The organism is Pseudomonas sp. HK3, from assembly GCF_052920985.1.
In genome coordinates this window covers 938,710-959,421 of record NZ_JBREXD010000003.1, presented here as the reverse complement: position 1 = coordinate 959,421, position 20,712 = coordinate 938,710, and the positions used below count along the sequence as shown (strand labels likewise).

Here is a 20,712-nt window from a genome sequence, read left to right as displayed (position 1 = left end):
GGTGAACGCGTGATCAGATTAGTTGGTTCGATGTTTGTTTTAATGCTTTCTCTTGCTGGGTGTGGTGGTTCTGGAGGTGGGGGGGTAACAGTTGTAGTAGGGCAAGAGCTCAGTATATCTGGAGTCCCTACTGCTAGTGTAAATGCACAGAGTGCATATAGTTTTTTACCGACTGTTGCCTCTGCAACAGGGTCTGTTATTTTTAGTATTTCGAATATGCCTAGCTGGGCATCGTTTAATTCATTAACCGGCGCGTTAACAGGAACGCCAAGCACTCAAGATATTGGTGTTTATAGTAATATTGTTATATCCGCGTCAGATAACCAGAATACGTCTCGCTTGGATGCATTTAGTATTACAGTTGCATCTGTCCCATCTGTCCCATCTGTTGCTCCCCCAGTTATTAATGATCAAACTAAGTCAGGTTTGGCGTTTAGTTCGGCAGTTGCTTTTACATTAACCGCATCCGATGCGGACTCTCCGACGAGTAGTTATGCGTATTCTATCGTAACGCAAGCTATGCATGGCACAGTTACAATTACTAATAACGCTACATCTACCTTTCAATATCAGCCTTCATCTGTCAGTGGTATTAATGGTGATACTTTTACGATTGAGTTAAGTGATGGTACGAACACTTCGTCAGTGGCAACAGTGACATTGTCTTTTAGTGATGCAACAGCGCCTGCTATAAGTTTATCTCCAAGTAATAACGCTTCGAATGTTTCTTTAGATACCACTTTTATTATTACGTCTGATGATCCTGTTAACACCAGTACAATAACGTATAACAGTTCTGCAGGAGCATGTACCGGAACGATTCAAATCTCAAAAGATAATTTTACAAACTGCATTCAGGTAACATCAGCAGTTGCATCAAATTTAAATCGAACCATTACGATTACAGCTTCGGTGAATATCGACTCAGGTACTGAGTATAAATTTAAGGTGACAACCGGTGTTGCAAATATATTAGGAAATAGTGTCGCAGCAAATGTCACAAATACATTTAACACATCAATAAATAACTTATTAATTACTGAAGTCGGTGAATCTTATTATTCGAATACATTACGTTTCTTTGAAGTGTATAACCCAACATCAGCATCTGTTGATATGTCAAATTACACGTTGAAATCAAAATATTTAGATGGCGCCTCTATTTTTTCGGCTCATGAGTTTTCATTGCCGAGTGTAACGCTTGCACCTGGTCAATACCTTGTTGTTCGTGCTCAAGATGCAGCGGTCACATTTGCTTCAAACAGTCGTGTTGCTTATGTAAAGGATGGTACAAAATTCCCTTATTGGGGGGCAACGGGTTACATTGAATTATTAAAAGCGGGTGTGACAGAAGATTTTGTGACATTTGGAGCATCTTTTTCACCTACGACGGCATCTGCTTGGAGTGGCGCATACGCGACAGCACTTCCTTCTGTAGCAGACCAATATGGTCATAGTATCGGTAGAAGTAGTGCAAACACCGATACTAATTTACAAGGTGATTGGATTTCTTACGACTTTGCGACTGTTGGCGGCGTTAATGATGTAACTTGTACAACGGATGCCGATTCAGATGGGATCCCTGATTGCAGTGAAATATCAGGCAGTACGTTTGCAGGCTTGCCACTTTATGAGTGGGGCGCGCGAACAGGTCAAAAGGACATCTTCATTGAAATTGATTATATGGACTCCACAAATAGTTCTGCCCAAGCTGCAGATGAAGGCATTACTCCGCGAAAAGAAGCATTGCAAAAAGTTGTCGATGTGTTTGCTGCGCAGGGAATTGCAGTTCATTTTGATGTGGGTGATTTATATGATTCTGCCGTAGGTACAGACCCTGCCGATTTTGACTTGGGCGGTGGTGAAGAGGTTCCGTTTATTGATGCAATGACATTTAGTACCGCTACTAGCTTATATGATTATAAATTGAGTTATATGGATTATGCTCGTAAGCAGATTTTCCACTATTTGATGTTTGCTAATACGCAAAATGGATCACAGGGTTCATCGGGACTCGCTGAATTAAATGGTAATGACCTGATTGTTTCACTTGGTGAGTGGGGGTTGAATTCGACGACCACCGCAAATACCAACACGCTCATTAATTATCAGGCCAGTACTCTGATGCATGAATTAGGGCATAATTTAGGGCTTTATCATGGCGGCACTAATGACAGTAATAATTATGAGCCGAATTACTTTAGCATTATGAATTACCTTTATCAGCTCAGTGGTTTATCAACTATTGGTTCGGATGAAGGTGACAGAATATATTATCGCTATGAAATTAATGACGCCAATTATACTTGTTACACTGGCTTGAGTAATCCTCCAAACTCATCAACATTTGTTATGGACTTCTCCCATGGTGACGGTATTGACTTAGACATAAGCTCACTAAATGAAACATTGGGTCTTGGTCAATCATCCACCGACAGTGTTGACTACAATTGCGATGGTGATAAAACAGATACATCCGCAGTCTTGCTAGGTGCGTTAGTTGAAGTAACTGGAACATCCACAGACCACGATGACTGGAGCAATATTAATTTAGATTTTCAACGTTATTTCAGTGGTGATAACTCTGGTGCAAAATTATCATCGGCTCGAGATGTCACTTTAGAAGCGGTATTGATGGTTGATAAAGTAGGTGATGATAGGTCACCAGTCGCTCAGGAGCACAGTCCTTCAGCTGCATTTTTTGAACGCCTACGTGAGCAAATGACAGCTCAATGATAATAAAAAATTTTATAGCGTATTTAATATTGAGTGTACTAGTAGGCTGTCAAACTAATGCCGAGCAAGTGCAGATAAATGCTCGTATTGAGCAGCCGCTGTTTGATATCACTGGTCCAAGCTTTATTGGTACAGAGTCGATCAATATTAATAATAAGGTTGCTAATCTTGGTCCGGTTAGGGTTCAAGATTGGCCTTTAGATCAATTTGAATGCAATAATTGTCAGGTAGAGTTGTCTCGAAAAAACCATCCGGATGGCCAAGACTTGTTGTTTAAGTTGGTGAGCCCTTCAGGTGTTACGACTTGGGTAGCAAGCTCTTATCAAAAATGGTTTAGATTTGATTACTGGAAGCTTGAGTTGTCGGGCAGCCAGTTTACATTATTGAATACACGCTCTAATCAGTTGAGTGAGTTTAATACCGATGTTGTCTCCCCATTTTCTATGGGTGTTGAGTCAAATTGCACTATTCTATGGGCCAATCGTCAGGCGCAAAAACAACCGTCTAAGCATATAGCGGATGACGTAGCGGATTACAAATCACAGATTATTTGGCAGTGTCAAAACTAACTGCATTATGTTCCTTTCTTTTTCAAACCCCTCGTCGCTGCAACTAACTGACCTTATGAGCAGTGGTGCTTAGTATAGTCTCCTTGATTTTCTATTCTAATTCTGGGGCGTTTCTCCCGCTGGGAAAACGCTAATTTTTTGTCATGGTTAGTGGCCGTTGTACAGGTGATAGTAAATGTAAATTTAATATGATCTTGTTTTGCACCACTGTGGGTGACTAGGTGGATGTTGGTATCGTGTTGTATTCTCGAATCCCAGTGGCGTCATCGGGTGTGTAAGTCTCCACTGAATAAGCTATTTGGCACTGCTCGCTGTGTTCTAGGGCCTCACGTAATCAAAGTGAGGATGGCCAGCCGTTTATTAAATGTCTTAAAAGCAAGTGTTATTTGATTGAAATGTGACCTTTTCTTGAATATCAGTATACATTGCACAACAGACTTCCCTTCGCATTTTGTCTAAGCTTATAATGCATTTTTTTATAGTAGCGGTGAGCGTGTGACTAAAGTAGCTGGATTGTTGGTTATATTAATGTTTTTTCTATCTGGCTGTGGCGGGTCGGGCGGGGGAGGCTTAGGGGAGGAAAAAGCTAAAGTCCCTGTTCTTAATGATCAAACTAAATCGGGCTTGAGATTTGACACATCGGTTGACTTTAGTTTGAACACTTCAGATGCTGGCTTCGTACCCAGTAGCTATTTCTATTCAATTGTTTCACAGCCATCACATGGCTATGTCTTTGTCATTGATAGTCGAAATTCTTTGTTCCAATATTATCCTTCAGCAACGGAGGCTGTTAATGGCGATAGCTTTACTGTCCAGCTAACGGATGGAATAAATACATCGTTAGTCGCAACCGTGACGTTATCTTTTAGTGATGAGACCTCACCAAATATAACATTATCGCCAAGTAATAGCGCTTCAAATGTGTCGGCCAGTACAACGTTTGTAGTTTCCTCCGATGATCCCATTAAGACAAGCACGCTAACTTATAACAATTCTGCTGGTGCGTGTTTTGGTACTGTGCAAATTTCAAAAGATAATTTTTCGAATTGTATTGGTATTAAGTCGGCGGTGCCATCTAATTTTAATCGTACGATTACGATGAAGGCTTTGTCTGAAATTGATGACGATGAGGAATACAAGTTCAAAGTGACAACAGGTGTTGAAAATCTTTTTTCTAAAAGTGTGGCGACAAGTGTAGTAAATACGTTTAACACGTCTGTTGGTGGGCTACTTATTACTGAAGTAGGTGAGTCTTATTATTCAAACACACTGCGTTTTTTTGAGGTATACAACCCCACAGCATTCACTGTCGATATGTCAGATTACACATTTAAATCAGGATATTCAGATAGTGGTTATGCTTATTCAACTGCTCATGAGTTCTCATTGCCAAATGTAATGCTTGCGTCAGGGCAATATATTGTGATTCGTGCACAGGATGCTAAGGAAGTATTTGCGTCAAATGATCGTGTAATTTATGTGAAAGACGGTACAAAATTCCCTTATTGGACGGCGACTGGTTATGTTGAGTTATTAAAGTCAGGCATAACAGATGACTTTGTAACATTTGGCGATTCTTACCTGCCTACCACATCATCTGCTTGGGGCGGTACATATGCCCCAGCATTGCCTTCGGCTGCTAATCAATATGGTCATAGTATTGGACGAGATAGTTCGAACACCGATACTAATTCGCAAAGTGATTGGTCATCTTATGACTTTGCTACTGTTGGCGGTGTAAATGATGTCTCTTGTACGGCTGATATTGATGCTGATGGTATTCCAGATTGCAGCGAAGAACCTGGTAGTACGTTTGCAGGCTTGCCGCTTTATGATTGGGGTGCACGTAAGGGTCAAAAAGATATTTTTATTGAAATAGACTATATGGATGCAACCAATGGATTTGCTCAATCTGCGGATGAAGGTATTACACCACGCAAAGAAGCGCTGCAAAAAGTAGTGGATGCCTTTGCAGCTCAAGGTATTGCTGTGCATTTTGATGTGGGTAATTTATACGATTCTGCCGTGGGTACTAATCCTGCCAATTTTGATTTAGGCGGCGGTGAAGAAGTTCCGTTTGTTGATGCAATGAAATTCGATACAGCGACGAGTTTGTATGACTATAAATTAAACTATATGGATTATGCGCGCTTGCAGATTTTTCATTATTTAATTTTTGCGAATACCCAAAATGGGTTGCAAGGTTCGTCAGGGCTAGCTGAATTAAATGGTAATGACGTTATTGTTTCTTTAGGTGAGTGGGGGCTCAATTCAAATAATGTTGCAAATACGAATACCCTAATTAACTACCAAGCCAGTACCTTGATGCATGAGCTAGGTCATAACTTAGGTCTTTATCATGGCGGCACTAATGATGGTAAAAATCATGAGCCTAATTACTTTAGTGTTATGAACTACTTGTATCAGCTAGATGGTTTATCTGAAATTGGCAGTAATGAGGGGGATCGTTATTATGAACATTATTTTTCTGGTGATGCTGATTGTGCGACAGGGACTTTAAATAATTCCCATAGAACTAATGATTTTATTATTGATTACTCGCACGGTAATGCGGCTTTAATAACCACATCATCAATAGATGAAACGCTAGGGTTAGGGCAGATTGCCTCAAATCCTGTGGATTATGATTGTGATGCTGACACGACTAATAAAACAGCTGCAGTTAACGTTGTTGTTGATAAGAAAAAAATCTTAACTTGGACCGATCATGACGATTGGAGTAACATTAAGCTTAATTTTCAACGTTATTCTAGTGGAAGCAATACAGGCGTTTCATTGAATACAGTTCGAGATACTAAACTGGAGTCATTACTAATGCCGGATAATGTGGGCAATGATAGGTCACCTGTTGCGCAGGAATTTAAGCCATCAGCCGCATTTTTTGAACGTTTACGTGAGCAGATGACATCACAATGATTGTTAAAGGATTTATATCTTGCCTGTGTTTGACGCTGTTAATGGGTTGTCAAACCAATGCAGAGCAAGCCCAAATAAGTGATCGTATTGAGCAGTCGTTGTTTGATCTTACTGGCCCAAGTTTTATTGGTACAGAGTCGATTAATATTGTTAATAAGGTTGCTAATTTGGGCCCGGTTAGGGTTCAAAATTGGCCTTTAGATCAATTTGAATGCAATAATTGTCAGGTAGAGCTGTCTCGAAAAAACCATCCTGATGGCCAAGATTTGTTACTTAAGTTGGTGACCCCTTCAGGGGTGACGACTTGGGTAGCAAGCTCTTATCAAAAATGGCTCAGATTTGATTTCTGGAAGCTTGAGTTGTCGGGCAGCCAGTTTACATTGTTGAATACACGCTCTAATCAGTTGAGTGAGTTTAATACGGATGTTGTCTCTTCATTTTCTATGGGTACTGAGCCAAATTGCACTATTCTATGGTCTAATCGTCAGGCGCAAAAACAACCACCTAAGCATATAGCGGATGACGTAGCGGATTACAAATCACAGATTATTTGGCAGTGTCAAAACTAACCGTTTTCTATTCTCTTTTTTGTTAGTCCGCTGGCAACAGCGGCTAACGGATCTTCTGGCCATGGGTGCTTAGCATAGCGCCCTCGGTTTTCTTTTCTGACCTCTGGGTATGCCTCTCGCCAAAAAAACGCTAAATCTTGTGTCATGGCTAATGGTCGTTGTGCAGGTGATAGCAAGTGCAAATTTAATGTGACCTTGCCTTGCGCCACTGTAGGTGATTGTGCGAGCCCAAAGCATTCTTGCAACTTTGCACGCACCACAGGGGGCTTTTCTGAATAGTCGATGCTCGCATGGCGACCAGTTGGTAATTCATAACTTTTAGGAAACCAATCATTTAGTTTTTGCTGGGTAGGCCAGTCTAGTCGGCTCAGTAATGCTTGGCTGTAATCTAATTTGTTTAATTCTGCCGTATGTAAAAAAGGCTCAAGCCAGTTGGATTTGTCGCTTATAAGATCAGGCTCGTCAAAACGTTTAAACTGCTCTGGATATGTTTCGTGGGCAAGTTGTAGCCGCTGTAACATCGCCTTGTGTTCGTCCTTAAACGGTAGGAACGACAACCCTTTTTCTGAAAACGTCTGTAAATAAAATGCATTTTTTTGTGATGCATCAGCCTTGCTAACGGACTCCTGCAATACTAGTTCGCCTAAGCTTTGTCGTTTTACTTGCTGTAGTTGTTGTTTTTCATTCATTTGTAATGAACAAGAAGAATGAAGTTGCTCAGAAAATAATTGCTCAATTTCATCAAGTGTCACACGGCTTGCCAAACGAATAATACTATTAGCATGCAGGCCCTGTTGTTGTGATTGGGATATGTGAGCCACGGCTAAATAATCGGATGATGGCAGTGCATCCAAATGATGAAGCTGACAGCCTATGCCATTACGCAAACGATAGCCTTTACCACGCTTTTGCCCAATACGATCAGGGTAGGCCAGCATGAGTAAGAGACCACTATTCATGCTGTTCACTTTTTTAACTGTAATGTTTAGCATTTTTGCAAATTTATTGGCCAGTTGAATAATGCGCTTGGCTTTTTTAAGGTTAACTTTAGCGTGTTCAAAGTAAGCAGGTAGAGCGCTTTGTTCAAATAACTGCAAGCGAATAGAGATATCAGAGTGTTGTTCGTCAAAAAATAAAGGGTCACCTTCGCTTAAAATAGCCGCTAGCAGGCATGCATCATAAGCCATGTTTAGCTCTTGGGCTTTAATGATCATATGACTCAAGCGTGGGTGTAAACCTAAGGCTGAAATTGTTTTGCCGTGGGGCGTCAGTGTTTCATTTTTAATGACATTTAGCTGGTCTAATAATTCGATGCTATTTGAGTAGCTTTGTTTATCCGGAGGTGTAAGAAACGTATAGTCCGTTAGCGTTAAACTCCCCCAAGCGGCCAACGTTACACTCAGCGGTGATAAGTCACTGCGTTCGATTGCGTGTGGGCTAAACGAGGGGCGACGTTTAAAATCTTCTTCGCTATATAGGCGGTAACATAATCCGGCTTGTACACGGCCGGCTCGGCCGGCTCGTTGAATAGCGCTGGCTTGACTGGCGCTAATCGTAATTAACTCATCCATGCCCATACGCAAATTAAATTGATTGGTTCTTTCTAGTCCGCTGTCAATGACGATTGTGACTTTAGGTAGGGTTAAGCTGGTTTTGGCAATGTCTGTGGCTAATATAATATTTTGCTGGTCTGTATTGCTGAATATTTTATTTTGTTGCTCTGGGTTTAATTGGCCGTGTAATGGCTGGATCGCGAGTGTTTGCTGTTTAATCGCATCAGCAAAGGTGTCAGATAATACTCGTAAACATTGTTGGATTTCTTTCACACCAGGTAAAAAAACTAAAATATCGCCATGTGAATAGTTGGGGTTTAAGCGGGCTAATTCAATTGCATGTTTAACTTGGCCTGATAACGTAGCATGCTGATTCGATTTACTGGGTAAATATTCAATCGCCACATCAAAGCTTTTACCTTCACTACTAATTATTTGGCTATTGAGTTGTGTTGCTAAGTCGTCAGTGTCTAGGGTGGCAGACATAATTACTAACTTTAAATCATTGCGTAAATATTCTTGGCATTGCAACGCCAGCGCCAGCCCTAAATCTGTATGTAGATTCCGCTCATGGAACTCATCAAATATTACAATGGCGCATTGGGGTATATCGTTCTCGTTAACAAGGCGCTGACTTAATATGGCTTCTGTCATAACAACTATGCGGTTGTTTGGGCCTAGGCGGGTGTTGTCACCAGTCATTAAACCAATTGTGTGCCCAATCTCTTCGTTAAGGCCTTGTGCTAAGCGTCTTGCAACTTGCTGTGCAGCAAGCCGTCTTGGCTCTAGTAACCATATTTGACCGTTATCTTGATCGAGTAATTCTAATAGTGCCAAAGGTAGGCCTGTCGATTTGCCTGCACCAGGAGGCGCCTGAACAATCAGGCGAGAGTGTTGATTAAGGTGTGATATCACCTGAGGCAAAATAGCGTGTATGGGTAAGTCAGTCATGGGCAGGCATTATGCTTAGTGAGCGCGGGAATACAAGTCCCTGCAAAACCTAAGCTCTTGTCTATACTTATCAAAGGAATGGCCAAATTTAGTAGAATGAAGGAAGTCCAATGAAGCTGTCGTTGCGATCATTACCGTTAAAAAACAAGCTGTTGGGGGCGATAATTACCGCCTTTTTGGTTTTGGTTGTTATTCTGAATGTTAACCTATCATTCAACCTTGACCAGATGAAAAACGAGCTGGTATCGCAAACCCGTGCGACATTAGAGGAAGAGTTGATTGGCCGCTTAAACAGCGAGGCTAATCAAATTGGTCATCAGGTGTCAGGTTATATTAATGGTGCGTTTAGGGTGCCACTCAGTCTTGCTAAGTCTTTGCAAATTTCCAGTGAAGATGCTGAATATCGTTTAACCCGCGAACAAGTTAACAGTTTGGCTGCGTCTACGCTTCGCGCACACAACGATGTGAGCTCGATTTATGCTCAGTTTGAAACGAATGGTTTTGATGCTCGTGATGAAGAATTTTTAGAGAGTGAATTAATTCACACCGTTGCTAATTCTGGCGCATTAGAGGTGTACTGGATTCGAACGCCTGATGGCAATGTGGAGCAATCGAGAGTTGAAAACTCGGTTGATAAATACAACACCTCTGTGGGCGAGTTTGGTATCCGTGAATCAGAATGGTTTTTGTGTTCAAAAGATTCAAAAAAGCCCTGCGCTATGGACCCATATCTTTATGAAATCAGCGAGGGTTATACCGAATTAATGACGAGCTTGGTGGTGCCTGTTGTTGTCAATAATCAGTTTAAAGGCGTGGTGGGTACAGATGTTAATTTGCCTATTTTTCAAAAAATAATTGATCAAAGATCAAAAGCCCTTTATGGCGGTCAGAGTAGTATTACACTGCTCAGTGACCGAGGATTGGTTGCGGCATCAAGTAAATACAAAGACAAGCTTACTCGACCGCTGTCTGAGTCTCGTGACACATTTGACGGTAAATTGCATGAGCTACACAAGCAAGAAAACAAAACATGGTTGCATGATAAAACGTACTTTGTAGCGGCGCATATTCCGATCAACGCATCCGGTAATGTGTGGTCAATTCTAATTGAATTACCTGAAGAAGTGGTTTTAGCCAATACAAACCAATTGATTCAAACTATTGACAGCAATGTATTAGAAATTATCAGTAGCGCTGTGATTATTGCCCTAGTTGTAACGCTTATAGTGATTGCGATTGTTGTACTGATTATTAATTCAATTGTGCGCCCAATAAAAGAACTTGATCGTATGGTGCAAAATCTAGCCAGTGCCGATGGCGATTTAACCCAAGATATCCGTTTGAATACCCATGCTGAATTAATCTCATTAAGCAACGGTTTTAATAAGTTTATTGTGAAATTACGAGACATGGTTCAGCAGCTTAAATTAGTTGGCGATGCAGCTAAGCAAACGGCTACAAAGGGCAAACAAATTAATCAGAAAAGCTTGGAAGCAACGAACGATCAACAGCGTGAAATTGACAGCGTTGTGACCGCCACAAATGAAATGTCCGCAACCGCTTCTGAGGTCTCGCAAGTCGCAATTGAAGTGGCGAATAGCGCGAAAAACGCACGTGAAACAGTGCTGCAATCACAAAAATCGTTATCAGGCTCGGTCAATACGGTGCAAGAGCTAACCAATGATATGCAACAAGCCAGCAGCTCTATTTCAGAGGTGGCGTCTCGTACTGAGGATATCAATCGAATCATTGATGTTATTCGCGCCATTGCAGAACAAACAAACTTGCTTGCATTAAATGCAGCGATAGAAGCCGCACGAGCGGGTGAGCAGGGCCGAGGCTTTGCTGTTGTGGCCGATGAGGTGCGCAGTTTGGCATCGAAAACACAAACCAGCACAGAAGAGATCAACCAGATGATTCAAAGTCTGCAAGGCGGGGTTAAGCAGGCTGTAACCGTGATTGAATCAGGTACCTCTAAAGCCAAAGGTGCCATGGAAGAAACCCAGACATCCTATGATTCTTTGGCATCTGTGGTGGGGGATATCAGCGATATTGCTGATCACATTACACAGGTGGCCACCGCCGCTGAAGAGCAAAGCTCAGTGAGTGAAGAGATCAGCCGAAACCTTACTATTATTGGTGATGCAGCGCAGGCCCTTGCCAGTCTGGCTGGTGAGAGTAATCAATCAAGTGGTGATCTTGAGAAAGGGATGGCCACACTGGATCATCATTTGGCGTCGCTTAAAACATAACGAGTATTGTAGCGGTGATGGCGCAGGGGTATTATGAGGCAGAGGTGAATTATGACTCCTGATGCCAATAGTAAAAAAGTAGTCTCGCTTGACTCAGTACGTGAAGCAAAAGAGCTTGACCGCAAAGAAGAGAAAGTCGCAGCCATGGCGCAGCGGTTTGAAATGGCACTGCCCACCAAGGCGACACCCATAAAAGACTATTTAAAGAAAAAGCGAAACGCCAAGAACAAAAAACGATAATGCCCGTTAATTTAAACAAGCCAGCCATGCTGGCTTTTTTATTGCTTGTGAGTGATTAAATCCTGCTGCGTATCAATGTCAAAAATAATGCCTTTATCATCTGATGGTGCAGATGTTATCTGCAACGTGGTTAGTAAAAACTGGGCGCCTTTGTCGCCTTGCAATTGCAATAATGCGTGTTTTTGCGAAGCGGGAAATATCACCGGATGCCCAGCTTGTTTCTGGTTGTCTTTTTGATAAATAAGGCGAGTGATGTTGTCTGGCTGCGATAAAAAAAGTTTACTCAGCATCTGATAGCTTTGAGCTTGTATAAATGGCATATCCGCAAGGCACACCATTATGGCATTGTCAGATTTTGCCGCCTTTACACCAATTTTGATTGATGCGCTGAGCCCAGCTTGGTAATCAGGATTATCGATTGTTTTAATATTATGGCTATTGAACAGCGATTTTAATAGGTGATCGTCAGGGCGTACAACACTCAACACTTCGTCGACATAAGGCTGTACATTGAGCGCGCTCATTAACCCCATGGCTTTTGATGTGATATGACCATACTCATTCGTGTATTTAATTTCATGGCGTAACTTATTACCCCCAAAGCGTGAGCCATTACCTGCCGCTAATACGAGGGCAGTAATGCTGGGCTTTAAACTTTGCATGCGTGCTGACTTAAACTTTGCGTGGAGGGTGATAAAGTGACGCCGTTTTTGATAGCAGTGACTTCTGCCAAAATCGATAACGCAATTTCAGCCGGTGTTTTGCTGCCAATATAAATTCCCACCGGGCCATGTAATCGGTCTACTTGTGTTTGAGTGAAGCCAAAATGCGTTTTTAAACGCTCACGCCGATCATGATTATTTTGTTGCGAGCCTAGTGCGCCAACATAAAACGCATGACTGTTAAGTGCGGTTAATAATGCCATGTCGTCGACTTTGGGGTCGTGCGCCACAGCCACAATAGCGGTGCGTTCATCAATATTTAAGTCGTTGATGATGTCGTCTGGAAACCCCTCAAGTAATGGAAATTGAGTCAGAGGCCAGTTTTTTCGATACTCCGGTCGTGGGTCGCTCACCAATACTTCATAGCCTAAGCCTTGAGCCATTTGAGCAAGAAACTGTCCTGTTTCGCCAGCACCAATGATTAATAAGCGCCAAGTGGGCCCAAAGATATTGCCCCATGTATTGCCTTGCAATTCAATTGTGTGTTCTTTGTGCCAAGGGCTTTGTTGAGTGTTTGAGCTATTTAATTCAACACGACGATAAATTGCGCTGCGTGCGTCAATACTATTGATGAGTTGTTGGACTTCATCAATATTGTTAAGCGGTTCGATAATCAGCTGTAATACACCGCCACAAGGCAAGCCGAAATGATGACGTTGCTCAGCGGTTTCACCATACATAATCAGCTGTGGTTTTTCGCACGGTTGTTGAGTTAGGCGAGCAATTAAATCTTCTTCTACACAGCCTCCACTTACGCTGCCATAAAACTGTCCACGTGACGTTACCGCCAATAATGACCCAACAGGGCGGGGGCTTGTCCCCCATGTTTTAGCAACCGAAACCAAAGTCACTTGCTGACCTTGGTTTAATGCGCGCAGGCACCCGTTTAAAACATCTCGTTGTGAGCCTTGCATATAAAACTCCTAAGCCAGCTTTAACGGCAAGCTGCGCAAGCGTTTCCCGGTGGCTGCAAATACACCGTTAGCAACCGCTGCAGCAATGGGAGGTAAGCCCGGTTCACCTACGCCTGTAGGCGCTTCATTACTATCAACAACGATTACATTAAACTCTGGTGATTCGTTCATGCGCAGCATTGGGTAATTATGAAAGTTGGTTTGTTCAACGACGCCGTCTTTTAAGGTGATTTCACCATGCAGTGCAGCGGTTAAACCAAATATAATACCACCTTCCATTTGCGCTTTGATTACGTCGGGGTTAACTGCCGTACCGCAATCGACCACACAGGTCACTTTGTGCACGCTAATCTGATTGTCTTTGACGGATATCTCCGCAACTTCAGCCACGAATGAGCCAAATGATGAATGGGTGGCCACGCCGTGAAAACGGCCCTTGGCAAGGGGCTTTCCCCAGCCTGATTCTTCGGCGGCCAATTTTAAAACATGAGCAAGGCGTGGATTATGTTTTAAATGCTTTAATCGATAGGTCACCGCATCTTGTTTTTGATCCGCGGCCACTTCGTCCATCATGGATTCTTTAAAAAACCCGCTATAGCTGTGGCCAACACTGCGCCAAAAACCCAAGGGTAAACCAGGGTCAATTGTAATGTGGTCAACGTGTTTATTTGGGCTGTCGTAATCTTCAAATAAACCTTCGATGCTTGATGGGTCTACAACCCAGCCATCGAACAACCCATAGCCGCGTTTACTTAGCCAATCGACCATGGCATTGGGCATAAATCCGGGTGCCATAGCATCAACGGCTTCATCCATCATGTAAGGCATAACATTGGGGCCGACGCGCTTTACATGCCAGCTTTTTATGGTGCCGTCTGCGTTTAGACCAATATTAAATTTTGCTAAAGAGGCCGGACGATATAAATCGTGTTGGGTATCATCTTCTCGGCTCCACGTTAACTGCACAGGCAGTTTTGTCGCCTTTGCGATGGCTGTTGTTTCAGCGACAAAATCAGATGCGCTGCGCCGACCAAAACCACCCCCTAAAAAGGTACTGTGAACAGTGACATCATCTTTAGATACATCAGCAAACAGCGCCGCAATGTTATTGGCCATGCCGGGGCTTTGGCTGCCGACCCAAACATCGACTTTACTGTTTTCAATTTTTACCGTGCAATTCATGGGTTCCATGGTGGCGTGTGCTAAATAAGGGGCCCAATATTGTGCGCTGATAACTTTTTTAGCGTTGCTGATGGCGTTAGCATCGCCTTCAGTGTGGCCGTTGTCGCCATCTTGTTTTAATGCATTTTCAAATAACCCCATGCCATTATTTGAATCTAAAGAGTGAGTTGAAAATGCGCTGAGTGTTTCTGGTAATTCCCACTGTACATCCACGTTGGCCAGCGCGTTTTTGGCTTGGTAGTAATGATCAGCGACAACGGCGACACCATTATGAATAGCAACGATGGCTTTGACACCTGCCATGTTTTTTGCGCTGCTGTCATCAAATGATTTTACTGTGCCGCCGTAAACAGGGCAGTGTTTAATCGCCGCTTTTTTTAACCCGTCGAAATCTACATCTAAACCAAACTGTGCCGTGCCAGTACTTTTTGCTGCGGCATCTAAACGCTGATTATATTGACCAATGTATTTGAAATCACTTGCGGGTTTTAGAGGGGTATTTTCTGGGAAATCAAGCGTACTGGCTACGTCAACAAATTCACCATAGGCAAAGGTTTTGCCTTGAATAAAAATTTGGCCATCTTGAGTTTGAATGGTATCCAGCGGTTTATTTAATTGTTTAGCCGCGGCTTGCCTAATAACAAGGCGAGTATTGGCAGCGAGCTGGCGGATAGGTAAAAAATGTCCTTTTATACTGGTACTGCCGCCTGTGACTTGCACACCCATTTCAGGGTTAACATAATCATCATTTTGGCCAGTTTGATGCACAGTGATGTTAGCTGGTGATATATCTAAGTCTTCAGCCAGTAGTGTGGTGAGGCCTGTGTATACGCCTTGTCCCATTTCACTGCGTGGTAAATAAAAGTGTACGGTGTTATTCGGTGTTATTTGTAAAATAGCATTTGGCGTTAAGGTTTGTTGAGTTGCGGCACTTGTGCTGTTTGATAAACCCAACAGTGGAATGCCCACAATTAAACCGCCACCCGCGAGTGTTGTGTGTTTTAAAAAATCACGACGCGATGTATTAATGGTTGTGCTCATAATGAAGCCTCCTTCGCAGATATCACGGGTTCAAAATGCTGCACTGTTTGTAATTTTCCTTGGCCAGACTGTATGTTTTTTGCGGCTTGTTTGATGGCCGCTTTAATTCGAGGGTAGGTGCCACAGCGACAAATGTTACCACTCATGGCGTTATCAATATCTTTATCGGACGGGCTAGGGTTATTGGTTAATAGGGCGGTGGCACTGATAATTTGACCGCTTTGGCAATAGCCGCATTGTGGTACGCTGTGATCGATCCAAGCTTGTTGCACTGTAGAGGTGAACGCTTGATTACCAAGCCCTTCGATAGTGGTGACGCGTTTATTTGCAACCGCAGCCACAGGCAAAATGCAGGTGCGCGTGGACTGACCATCAACCAGCATGCTGCAGGCACCACATAAACCCATGCCGCAACCAAATTTACTGCCCTTGAGCTTGAGATGGTCCCGAATAACCCACAACAAGGGCGTGTCCGTTGGAATGTCGACTTCTATAGGTTGGCCATTTAAGGTAAAGCGCAGCATGCTTCTCTCCAAGCGGTAGCGTCGTTTTTGTTTAGGGTTAGAGTATAGACTCTAAAAATGGATTTCAATACCGCTTTGCATAATTACAGTGTGTTGTCTGGGGTTTGGAATGGGTTTTGTTTATAATGGACGGGTTATTTAGCCCGTTCCATTTTCTTGAGTTTCAATTATGAAAAAGCTATTAGTACTGACCACTGGCGGCACCCTTGATAAAGTCTATTTTGATGCCCTTAGTGAGTTTCAAGTAGGCGCTCCTGTTGCGGGTGATATTTTAGAGCGCATGAATGTAGCACTGGATGTGGAGTTGGTTGAAGTCTGTCGCAAAGACAGTTTAGAGCTTACCGATGAAGACCGTGAAAATCTTAAAACAATCATTGAGTCGTCAACTGCCGATCGGATATTAATCACCCATGGCACGGATACCATGGTAAACAGCGCTAACACAATCGGCGAGCAAGTTGGTAAAGTGATTGTATTTACCGGTGCCATGCAGCCGGCGGCGTTTACGAATACTGACGCGATTTTCAATATTGGCACCGCAGTCGGTGCATTAATGTCACCCAATACACCAGATGGTTGTTACCTTGCTATGAGTGGTCAAGTGTATGCGGCTGATGAAGTAAAAAAGAACTACGACAGTAAGCGTTTTGAAGGCACTAAATAATAACGTGTGATAAATGCTGAATAATAAAAAGCCCGCTTAAGAATGTGATGACTTAAGCGGGCTTTTTTGTGTTTACCTTGTTTTGTTTAGTGGGGTTTAGCCTTGAGTCACGAATTGCCCTTCTGGGCTTTTAGCAAAACGATTGGCTCTTAAAATACTACCAAAGTCATTGAAGCGAACCCCGTTTTCTTTCATGACAGGGTAAACCTTATGTGCCACCATTTGGCGTAAATAAAATGGTTGGCTTACGACAAAATGATGCATGGCATGGGTTGCGCCAAAGTTAAAACAAAATAATTGAGCAGGTAATAAGCTCCAGTGATTCATCACTTGGCATTGTTTAATGAGAGAATCCACATCGCCATAATAGTGCAAGGCTGCCGTCATATTATGTAAACAAAACGCGCGCAATAAATTAGGCAAGATCCAAACGACCATTGCAATAGACAGAATATCCATGGCGTTTAAAAATTGTACTGAATAGCTCAGGCCCAAGGCGGTATTAAGGTTTAAAAAATCATAAAGCATAAAGGCTAAAAAGCCATATAAGCCGATGACATACAAATGGCCTAATGGAGCGCCTTTAAAAGCAAAGCTTAAGTAATGGTAGCCCTTCATATCACGCAGCTCTTTGATACGTAATGTGATAGATAAAAAACCGTCGAGTGAAATAATGATGCGCTTTAATCCGAATGCCATGCCATTACCTAATACACGCTCTTCAATATCATCTTGCGTGCCTGATACTTTGTGATGACTAAAATGCAGGTTGCGGCGGAACCAAGGGTTAACCGTGTTAGGGCGCATTAACCAGACAATGGCCATCATCGTATTTTGTACGGCTAATTTTTTACGGAAATATAAGCGATGAATCAGATCGTGTTCGAGCTCATGGCTGACGGATGCAAAGAACGCCGATATCACGACGCATGCCCAAGCAGGAATCAAACCCGCGATGTAGGCATAGCCAGATAATACCATGCCGACCAAAGCGACCAAGCAAATGGTTAAACCAATGGCATTTTGGTGTAGAACAATAGGGTACTGCTGTTTGAGTTCGGCATCGGCTTGGCGAATGGCCTGCTGAATATTTTTAATCGCCGTTGCATTTTGGTTCTTTGGGCTGTTCATGACATCACATTATTTTTTATTGTTATTTATGGTTACAAATATTAACAATCTGATGGGCAGGTGTCTTTCATTATTAGTGGTACAAATCTACTTCTTTAATCTCAATTGCTTGATTGTCTTACAGTCTGCGTATTGGTAGGTAAGGGGATTTGATGGTGCCATGACGAGGCCTATTGATATGATCAAAAACGCATCAAATATAAAGATATGGTTCTTGGTTTTATTTCAATTTCTTACGAATTCGACTGAGTGCTATCGGTGTAATACCAATATGAGAAGCAATCATTTTAAGCGGTAATTTATCCCGCAGCTGACAATTCTCTGCTAAAAAGTTTAAATATCGCTGTTCGGCTGTTTGCTGAACAAAAGCATACTCCCGTTCTTCTTTCTTAATAAATAAGTTTTCTAATAGCGAATTGTAAGCCATTAAAAAACCTGGTTTGTCTTTCATTGTTTCAAATAAAACGTGCCAATCAAATTCAAGGCATAGCACATCATCTAAGGCTTCAATACTAAATAGTGACTTTGTTTGTTGGCTCATTGCCCGAGTTGAGCCTGCAATTCCTGGGGAACTGGCGAATGACTGTGTGAATTCTTTACCATCCTCTGACAAGCTCAAATAACGGACATAGCCTTTCATTAAAAAGTAGATGTTTGGTGCAAGCTGGCCTTGGTTAATAATAAACTGCCCCGCCTTATAATGTCTGAGCTCACCCTTGAGGCCAAATTTAGAAAAGTCATCTGCGTCTATAGTGATATTATTGCCACTAAAGTAGGCGGTAAAGTCTTGAAGTTGGTTTTGTATGTTCACGATATTATTTTCTGCTCTTTAGAGATTAGATAAAGTGCTATAAGGGTGATGAATATACCAGATACGCTATCCATTAGTTGCGATATCGCTGCCCAGCCTTGTGGAATGACAACCAGTATCGGTATTAAATAAGTAAAGGCCAGTAAGTGATTGGGTCCAACTTTTTTTATCAAATATTGTTGCAAAAAGAAAGTGGCTATTGTTGTGAATACGGTTAAATAAATAAGTGTTTCCCAAAATTTACTTGAATGCCAAGCGCTTTCATTAATTTCCCCAAAACATATTATTAAGGGTACTAACATTAAACTGCCTAAAAGCATAATGTAAAAAGATCCTTGTATTGGCGGAACATCAGATCCCCATTTTTTAATTAATACCACATGAATGGATAAGCTCAGGCAGGCTAATAAAAAAATCCCATCACCTATATGCCATGTAAATATATTAGCATCGTTTCTATTAACGGTTAGTAATACCAAAACTGCACCGACTGTCCCTAATACAAAACCGGATAACTTGGTTTTTGATGTTTTTAGGTTTAGATAGAAATACGTGAGGAGAATGCTCAGCAATGGTACTAATGTGTAAATCACAGAGGTGCGTATTGCGGTGGTGGTCTTTAACGCTTCAAATAACCCAACAAAAAATAGCACTAAAAATAAGCTAATAAAACTGTAGTGTAAATAGACTATTTTATTTATCTTAAATTGAGCGCTGTTTTTTTGATTATGAATGAGGATAATAGGAGTCATTATAATGCTAGCCAATATGAACCGTAACCCTGTGCTTGTAATCGAATTTGCATAAGGTATTAAATCCTCTGAAATCACAAAAGAAGAGGCCATGAGGCTAACCCAAAGTAGTAATAGAGAATTATTGAAAAGTAATGTATTTGAGCGTAAAAAAGTCATTTTCATATCAATCTAAGTGAGATCTTTTGAAATGAACTTTGAAAATAAAAACTCTGCAATGGCAAAATCTAAATTCAGCTCGAAATCACTCATAAGAATTTGATGTAAATGCTTGGCGCTCGTTATAATAGTGGAGATAGTTTCATTATTACTGATACGAAAAAAATCATTATTCCTAAGCGACAAAGTATCATTATAAAATTTACGACAAACAACCATATTATTCACAAACGCAGCATCGGGGCTTTTATGTGAGTAAAAATGGGCTGGTAAGCATTCCGCTTCGCTATAGTCATATAAATTAAATGTGTAAAGGGTAAAGAAGGTGTTATCTTTCAATACTTGATAGCAATAATCACCTTTATTATTTTTGACGATTCGATAAATCGCATCCCCTTGGTCTTGTTCTAATTCAAGTTCTAGCTTAACAGGAAGACGAGCGCCAAAGTGACCAAATCCCGCATCAATAATATAATCATCTCCGGCTAAATTGAGGAGTGTTATGCGGTGGGTTCTTGCTACATCGATATCCCGATTATAAACCACCTTAGCCATTAAAAGCTTTACGTCGAAATTAAGCTCTGATAGTACATTGAATACGAGTTTGTTGTGTTCAAAGCAATAGCCACCACGTTTTTTTTCTACAATTTTTTCAAATATATCTTCTATTTCTAAAGAGATATGTTGACCCAAAACAACGGCCAAACTATTAAAACTATAACGAGCAATATGTTTACTTTGTAATTCATGTAGGAACTTAATATCTGTTGAAAATGTTAAGTCTAAATCGGTTAAATACGCATTGGTTATTGCTTGAAGTGATAGGTTAGTCGTCATTCTTATTTACCAATAATTGTTTTATGTTGCTTACTATAGCCGAACAGTTTCCTGCTGTAATAAACCTAGGTTTATTCCGACGAATAAATTATTTATACAAAATAAACATGGGTTAATTCTTTGAATTGCCCCGTGGTATAAACTTTAACCCTGATACATTAAATTGAT

The 20,712-nt window shown here is 41.6% G+C and carries 16 protein-coding genes and 1 pseudogene; 8 read left to right on the top strand and 9 right to left on the bottom strand.

Going from position 1 to position 20,712, the window contains the following annotated elements; translation table 11 throughout:
- Positions 1-9: 9 nt before the first annotated feature.
- The 4 genes from ACU6U9_RS20035 to ACU6U9_RS20020 all read left to right on the top strand — a co-directional run bounded on the left by ACU6U9_RS20035 (position 10) and on the right by ACU6U9_RS20020 (position 6,811).
- Positions 10-2,736, top strand: a complete 2,727-nt coding sequence (locus ACU6U9_RS20035) for a lamin tail domain-containing protein (protein ID WP_446736734.1) — start codon at positions 10-12, stop codon at positions 2,734-2,736.
- A complete protein-coding gene (locus ACU6U9_RS20030) occupies positions 2,733-3,305 on the top strand; it encodes a hypothetical protein (RefSeq protein WP_446736733.1) in 573 nt (190 codons plus the stop codon). Before ACU6U9_RS20035 ends, ACU6U9_RS20030 begins: the two co-directional genes overlap by 4 nt.
- A 495-nt stretch (positions 3,306-3,800) precedes the next feature.
- Positions 3,801-6,242, top strand: a complete 2,442-nt coding sequence (locus ACU6U9_RS20025; RefSeq protein WP_446736732.1) for a hypothetical protein — start codon at positions 3,801-3,803, stop codon at positions 6,240-6,242.
- Positions 6,239-6,811, top strand: a complete 573-nt coding sequence (locus tag ACU6U9_RS20020) for a hypothetical protein (protein ID WP_446736731.1) — start codon at positions 6,239-6,241, stop codon at positions 6,809-6,811. The genes ACU6U9_RS20025 and ACU6U9_RS20020 overlap by 4 nt, the downstream gene beginning before the upstream one ends.
- Here the strand turns inward: ACU6U9_RS20020 and hrpB are convergent.
- A complete protein-coding gene (hrpB, locus tag ACU6U9_RS20015) occupies positions 6,808-9,315 on the bottom strand; it encodes an ATP-dependent helicase HrpB (protein WP_446736730.1) in 2,508 nt (835 codons plus the stop codon). The genes ACU6U9_RS20020 and hrpB overlap by 4 nt on opposite strands.
- Before the next feature lie 110 nt (positions 9,316-9,425).
- Here hrpB and ACU6U9_RS20010 point away from each other — a divergent pair.
- From ACU6U9_RS20010 to ACU6U9_RS20000, 3 genes and pseudogenes are all read left to right on the top strand, one after another.
- A pseudogene (locus ACU6U9_RS20010) lies at positions 9,426-10,712 on the top strand (HAMP domain-containing protein); the annotation flags it as partial.
- A 12-nt stretch (positions 10,713-10,724) separates the two neighbouring features.
- A complete protein-coding gene (locus ACU6U9_RS20005) occupies positions 10,725-11,567 on the top strand; it encodes a methyl-accepting chemotaxis protein (RefSeq protein ID WP_446737209.1) in 843 nt (280 codons plus the stop codon).
- 51 nt (positions 11,568-11,618) lie between these two features.
- The gene (locus tag ACU6U9_RS20000) at positions 11,619-11,807 is read left to right on the top strand and encodes a hypothetical protein (protein WP_446736729.1); all 189 of its coding nucleotides are present in this window, start codon (positions 11,619-11,621) and stop codon (positions 11,805-11,807) included.
- 38 nt (positions 11,808-11,845) lie between these two features.
- On the opposite strand, the gene ACU6U9_RS19995 is transcribed toward ACU6U9_RS20000, so the two are convergent.
- From ACU6U9_RS19995 to ACU6U9_RS19980, 4 genes are read right to left on the bottom strand one after another with little or no spacing between them, the layout of a single operon-like run.
- Positions 11,846-12,469, bottom strand: coding sequence for a nucleotidyltransferase family protein (locus tag ACU6U9_RS19995; protein WP_446736728.1), 624 nt, complete (start codon positions 12,467-12,469; stop codon positions 11,846-11,848).
- Complete coding sequence (locus tag ACU6U9_RS19990) at positions 12,457-13,443, bottom strand: XdhC family protein (protein WP_446736727.1); 987 nt, start codon at positions 13,441-13,443, stop codon at positions 12,457-12,459. The genes ACU6U9_RS19995 and ACU6U9_RS19990 overlap by 13 nt, the downstream gene beginning before the upstream one ends.
- A 9-nt stretch (positions 13,444-13,452) precedes the next feature.
- Positions 13,453-15,666, bottom strand: coding sequence for a molybdopterin cofactor-binding domain-containing protein (locus ACU6U9_RS19985; protein ID WP_446736726.1), 2,214 nt, complete (start codon positions 15,664-15,666; stop codon positions 13,453-13,455).
- Positions 15,663-16,190: a (2Fe-2S)-binding protein gene (locus ACU6U9_RS19980; protein WP_446736725.1), complete on the bottom strand. Its 528-nt coding sequence runs from the start codon at positions 16,188-16,190 to the stop codon at positions 15,663-15,665. Before ACU6U9_RS19980 ends, ACU6U9_RS19985 begins: the two co-directional genes overlap by 4 nt.
- Positions 16,191-16,359: 169 nt before the next feature.
- Here ACU6U9_RS19980 and ACU6U9_RS19975 point away from each other — a divergent pair, with 169 nt between their 5' ends.
- Complete coding sequence (locus tag ACU6U9_RS19975; protein WP_446736724.1) at positions 16,360-16,854, top strand: asparaginase domain-containing protein; 495 nt, start codon at positions 16,360-16,362, stop codon at positions 16,852-16,854.
- Positions 16,855-16,950: 96 nt separating this feature from the next.
- Here the strand turns inward: ACU6U9_RS19975 and ACU6U9_RS19970 are convergent, their stop codons facing one another.
- From ACU6U9_RS19970 to ACU6U9_RS19955, 4 genes are all read right to left on the bottom strand, one after another.
- Positions 16,951-17,985, bottom strand: coding sequence for a fatty acid desaturase (locus ACU6U9_RS19970; protein WP_446736723.1), 1,035 nt, complete (start codon positions 17,983-17,985; stop codon positions 16,951-16,953).
- A gap of 220 nt (positions 17,986-18,205) precedes the next feature.
- Positions 18,206-18,796, bottom strand: coding sequence for a Crp/Fnr family transcriptional regulator (locus tag ACU6U9_RS19965; protein ID WP_446736722.1), 591 nt, complete (start codon positions 18,794-18,796; stop codon positions 18,206-18,208).
- A complete protein-coding gene (locus ACU6U9_RS19960; protein WP_446737208.1) occupies positions 18,793-19,707 on the bottom strand; it encodes a DMT family transporter in 915 nt (304 codons plus the stop codon). Before ACU6U9_RS19960 ends, ACU6U9_RS19965 begins: the two co-directional genes overlap by 4 nt.
- Before the next feature lie 12 nt (positions 19,708-19,719).
- Positions 19,720-20,544 carry an arylamine N-acetyltransferase family protein gene (locus ACU6U9_RS19955; RefSeq protein ID WP_446736721.1) on the bottom strand — a complete coding sequence of 275 codons (825 nt, stop codon included), beginning with the start codon at positions 20,542-20,544 and terminating at the stop codon, positions 19,720-19,722.
- Between the last annotated feature and the right edge of the window lie 168 nt (positions 20,545-20,712).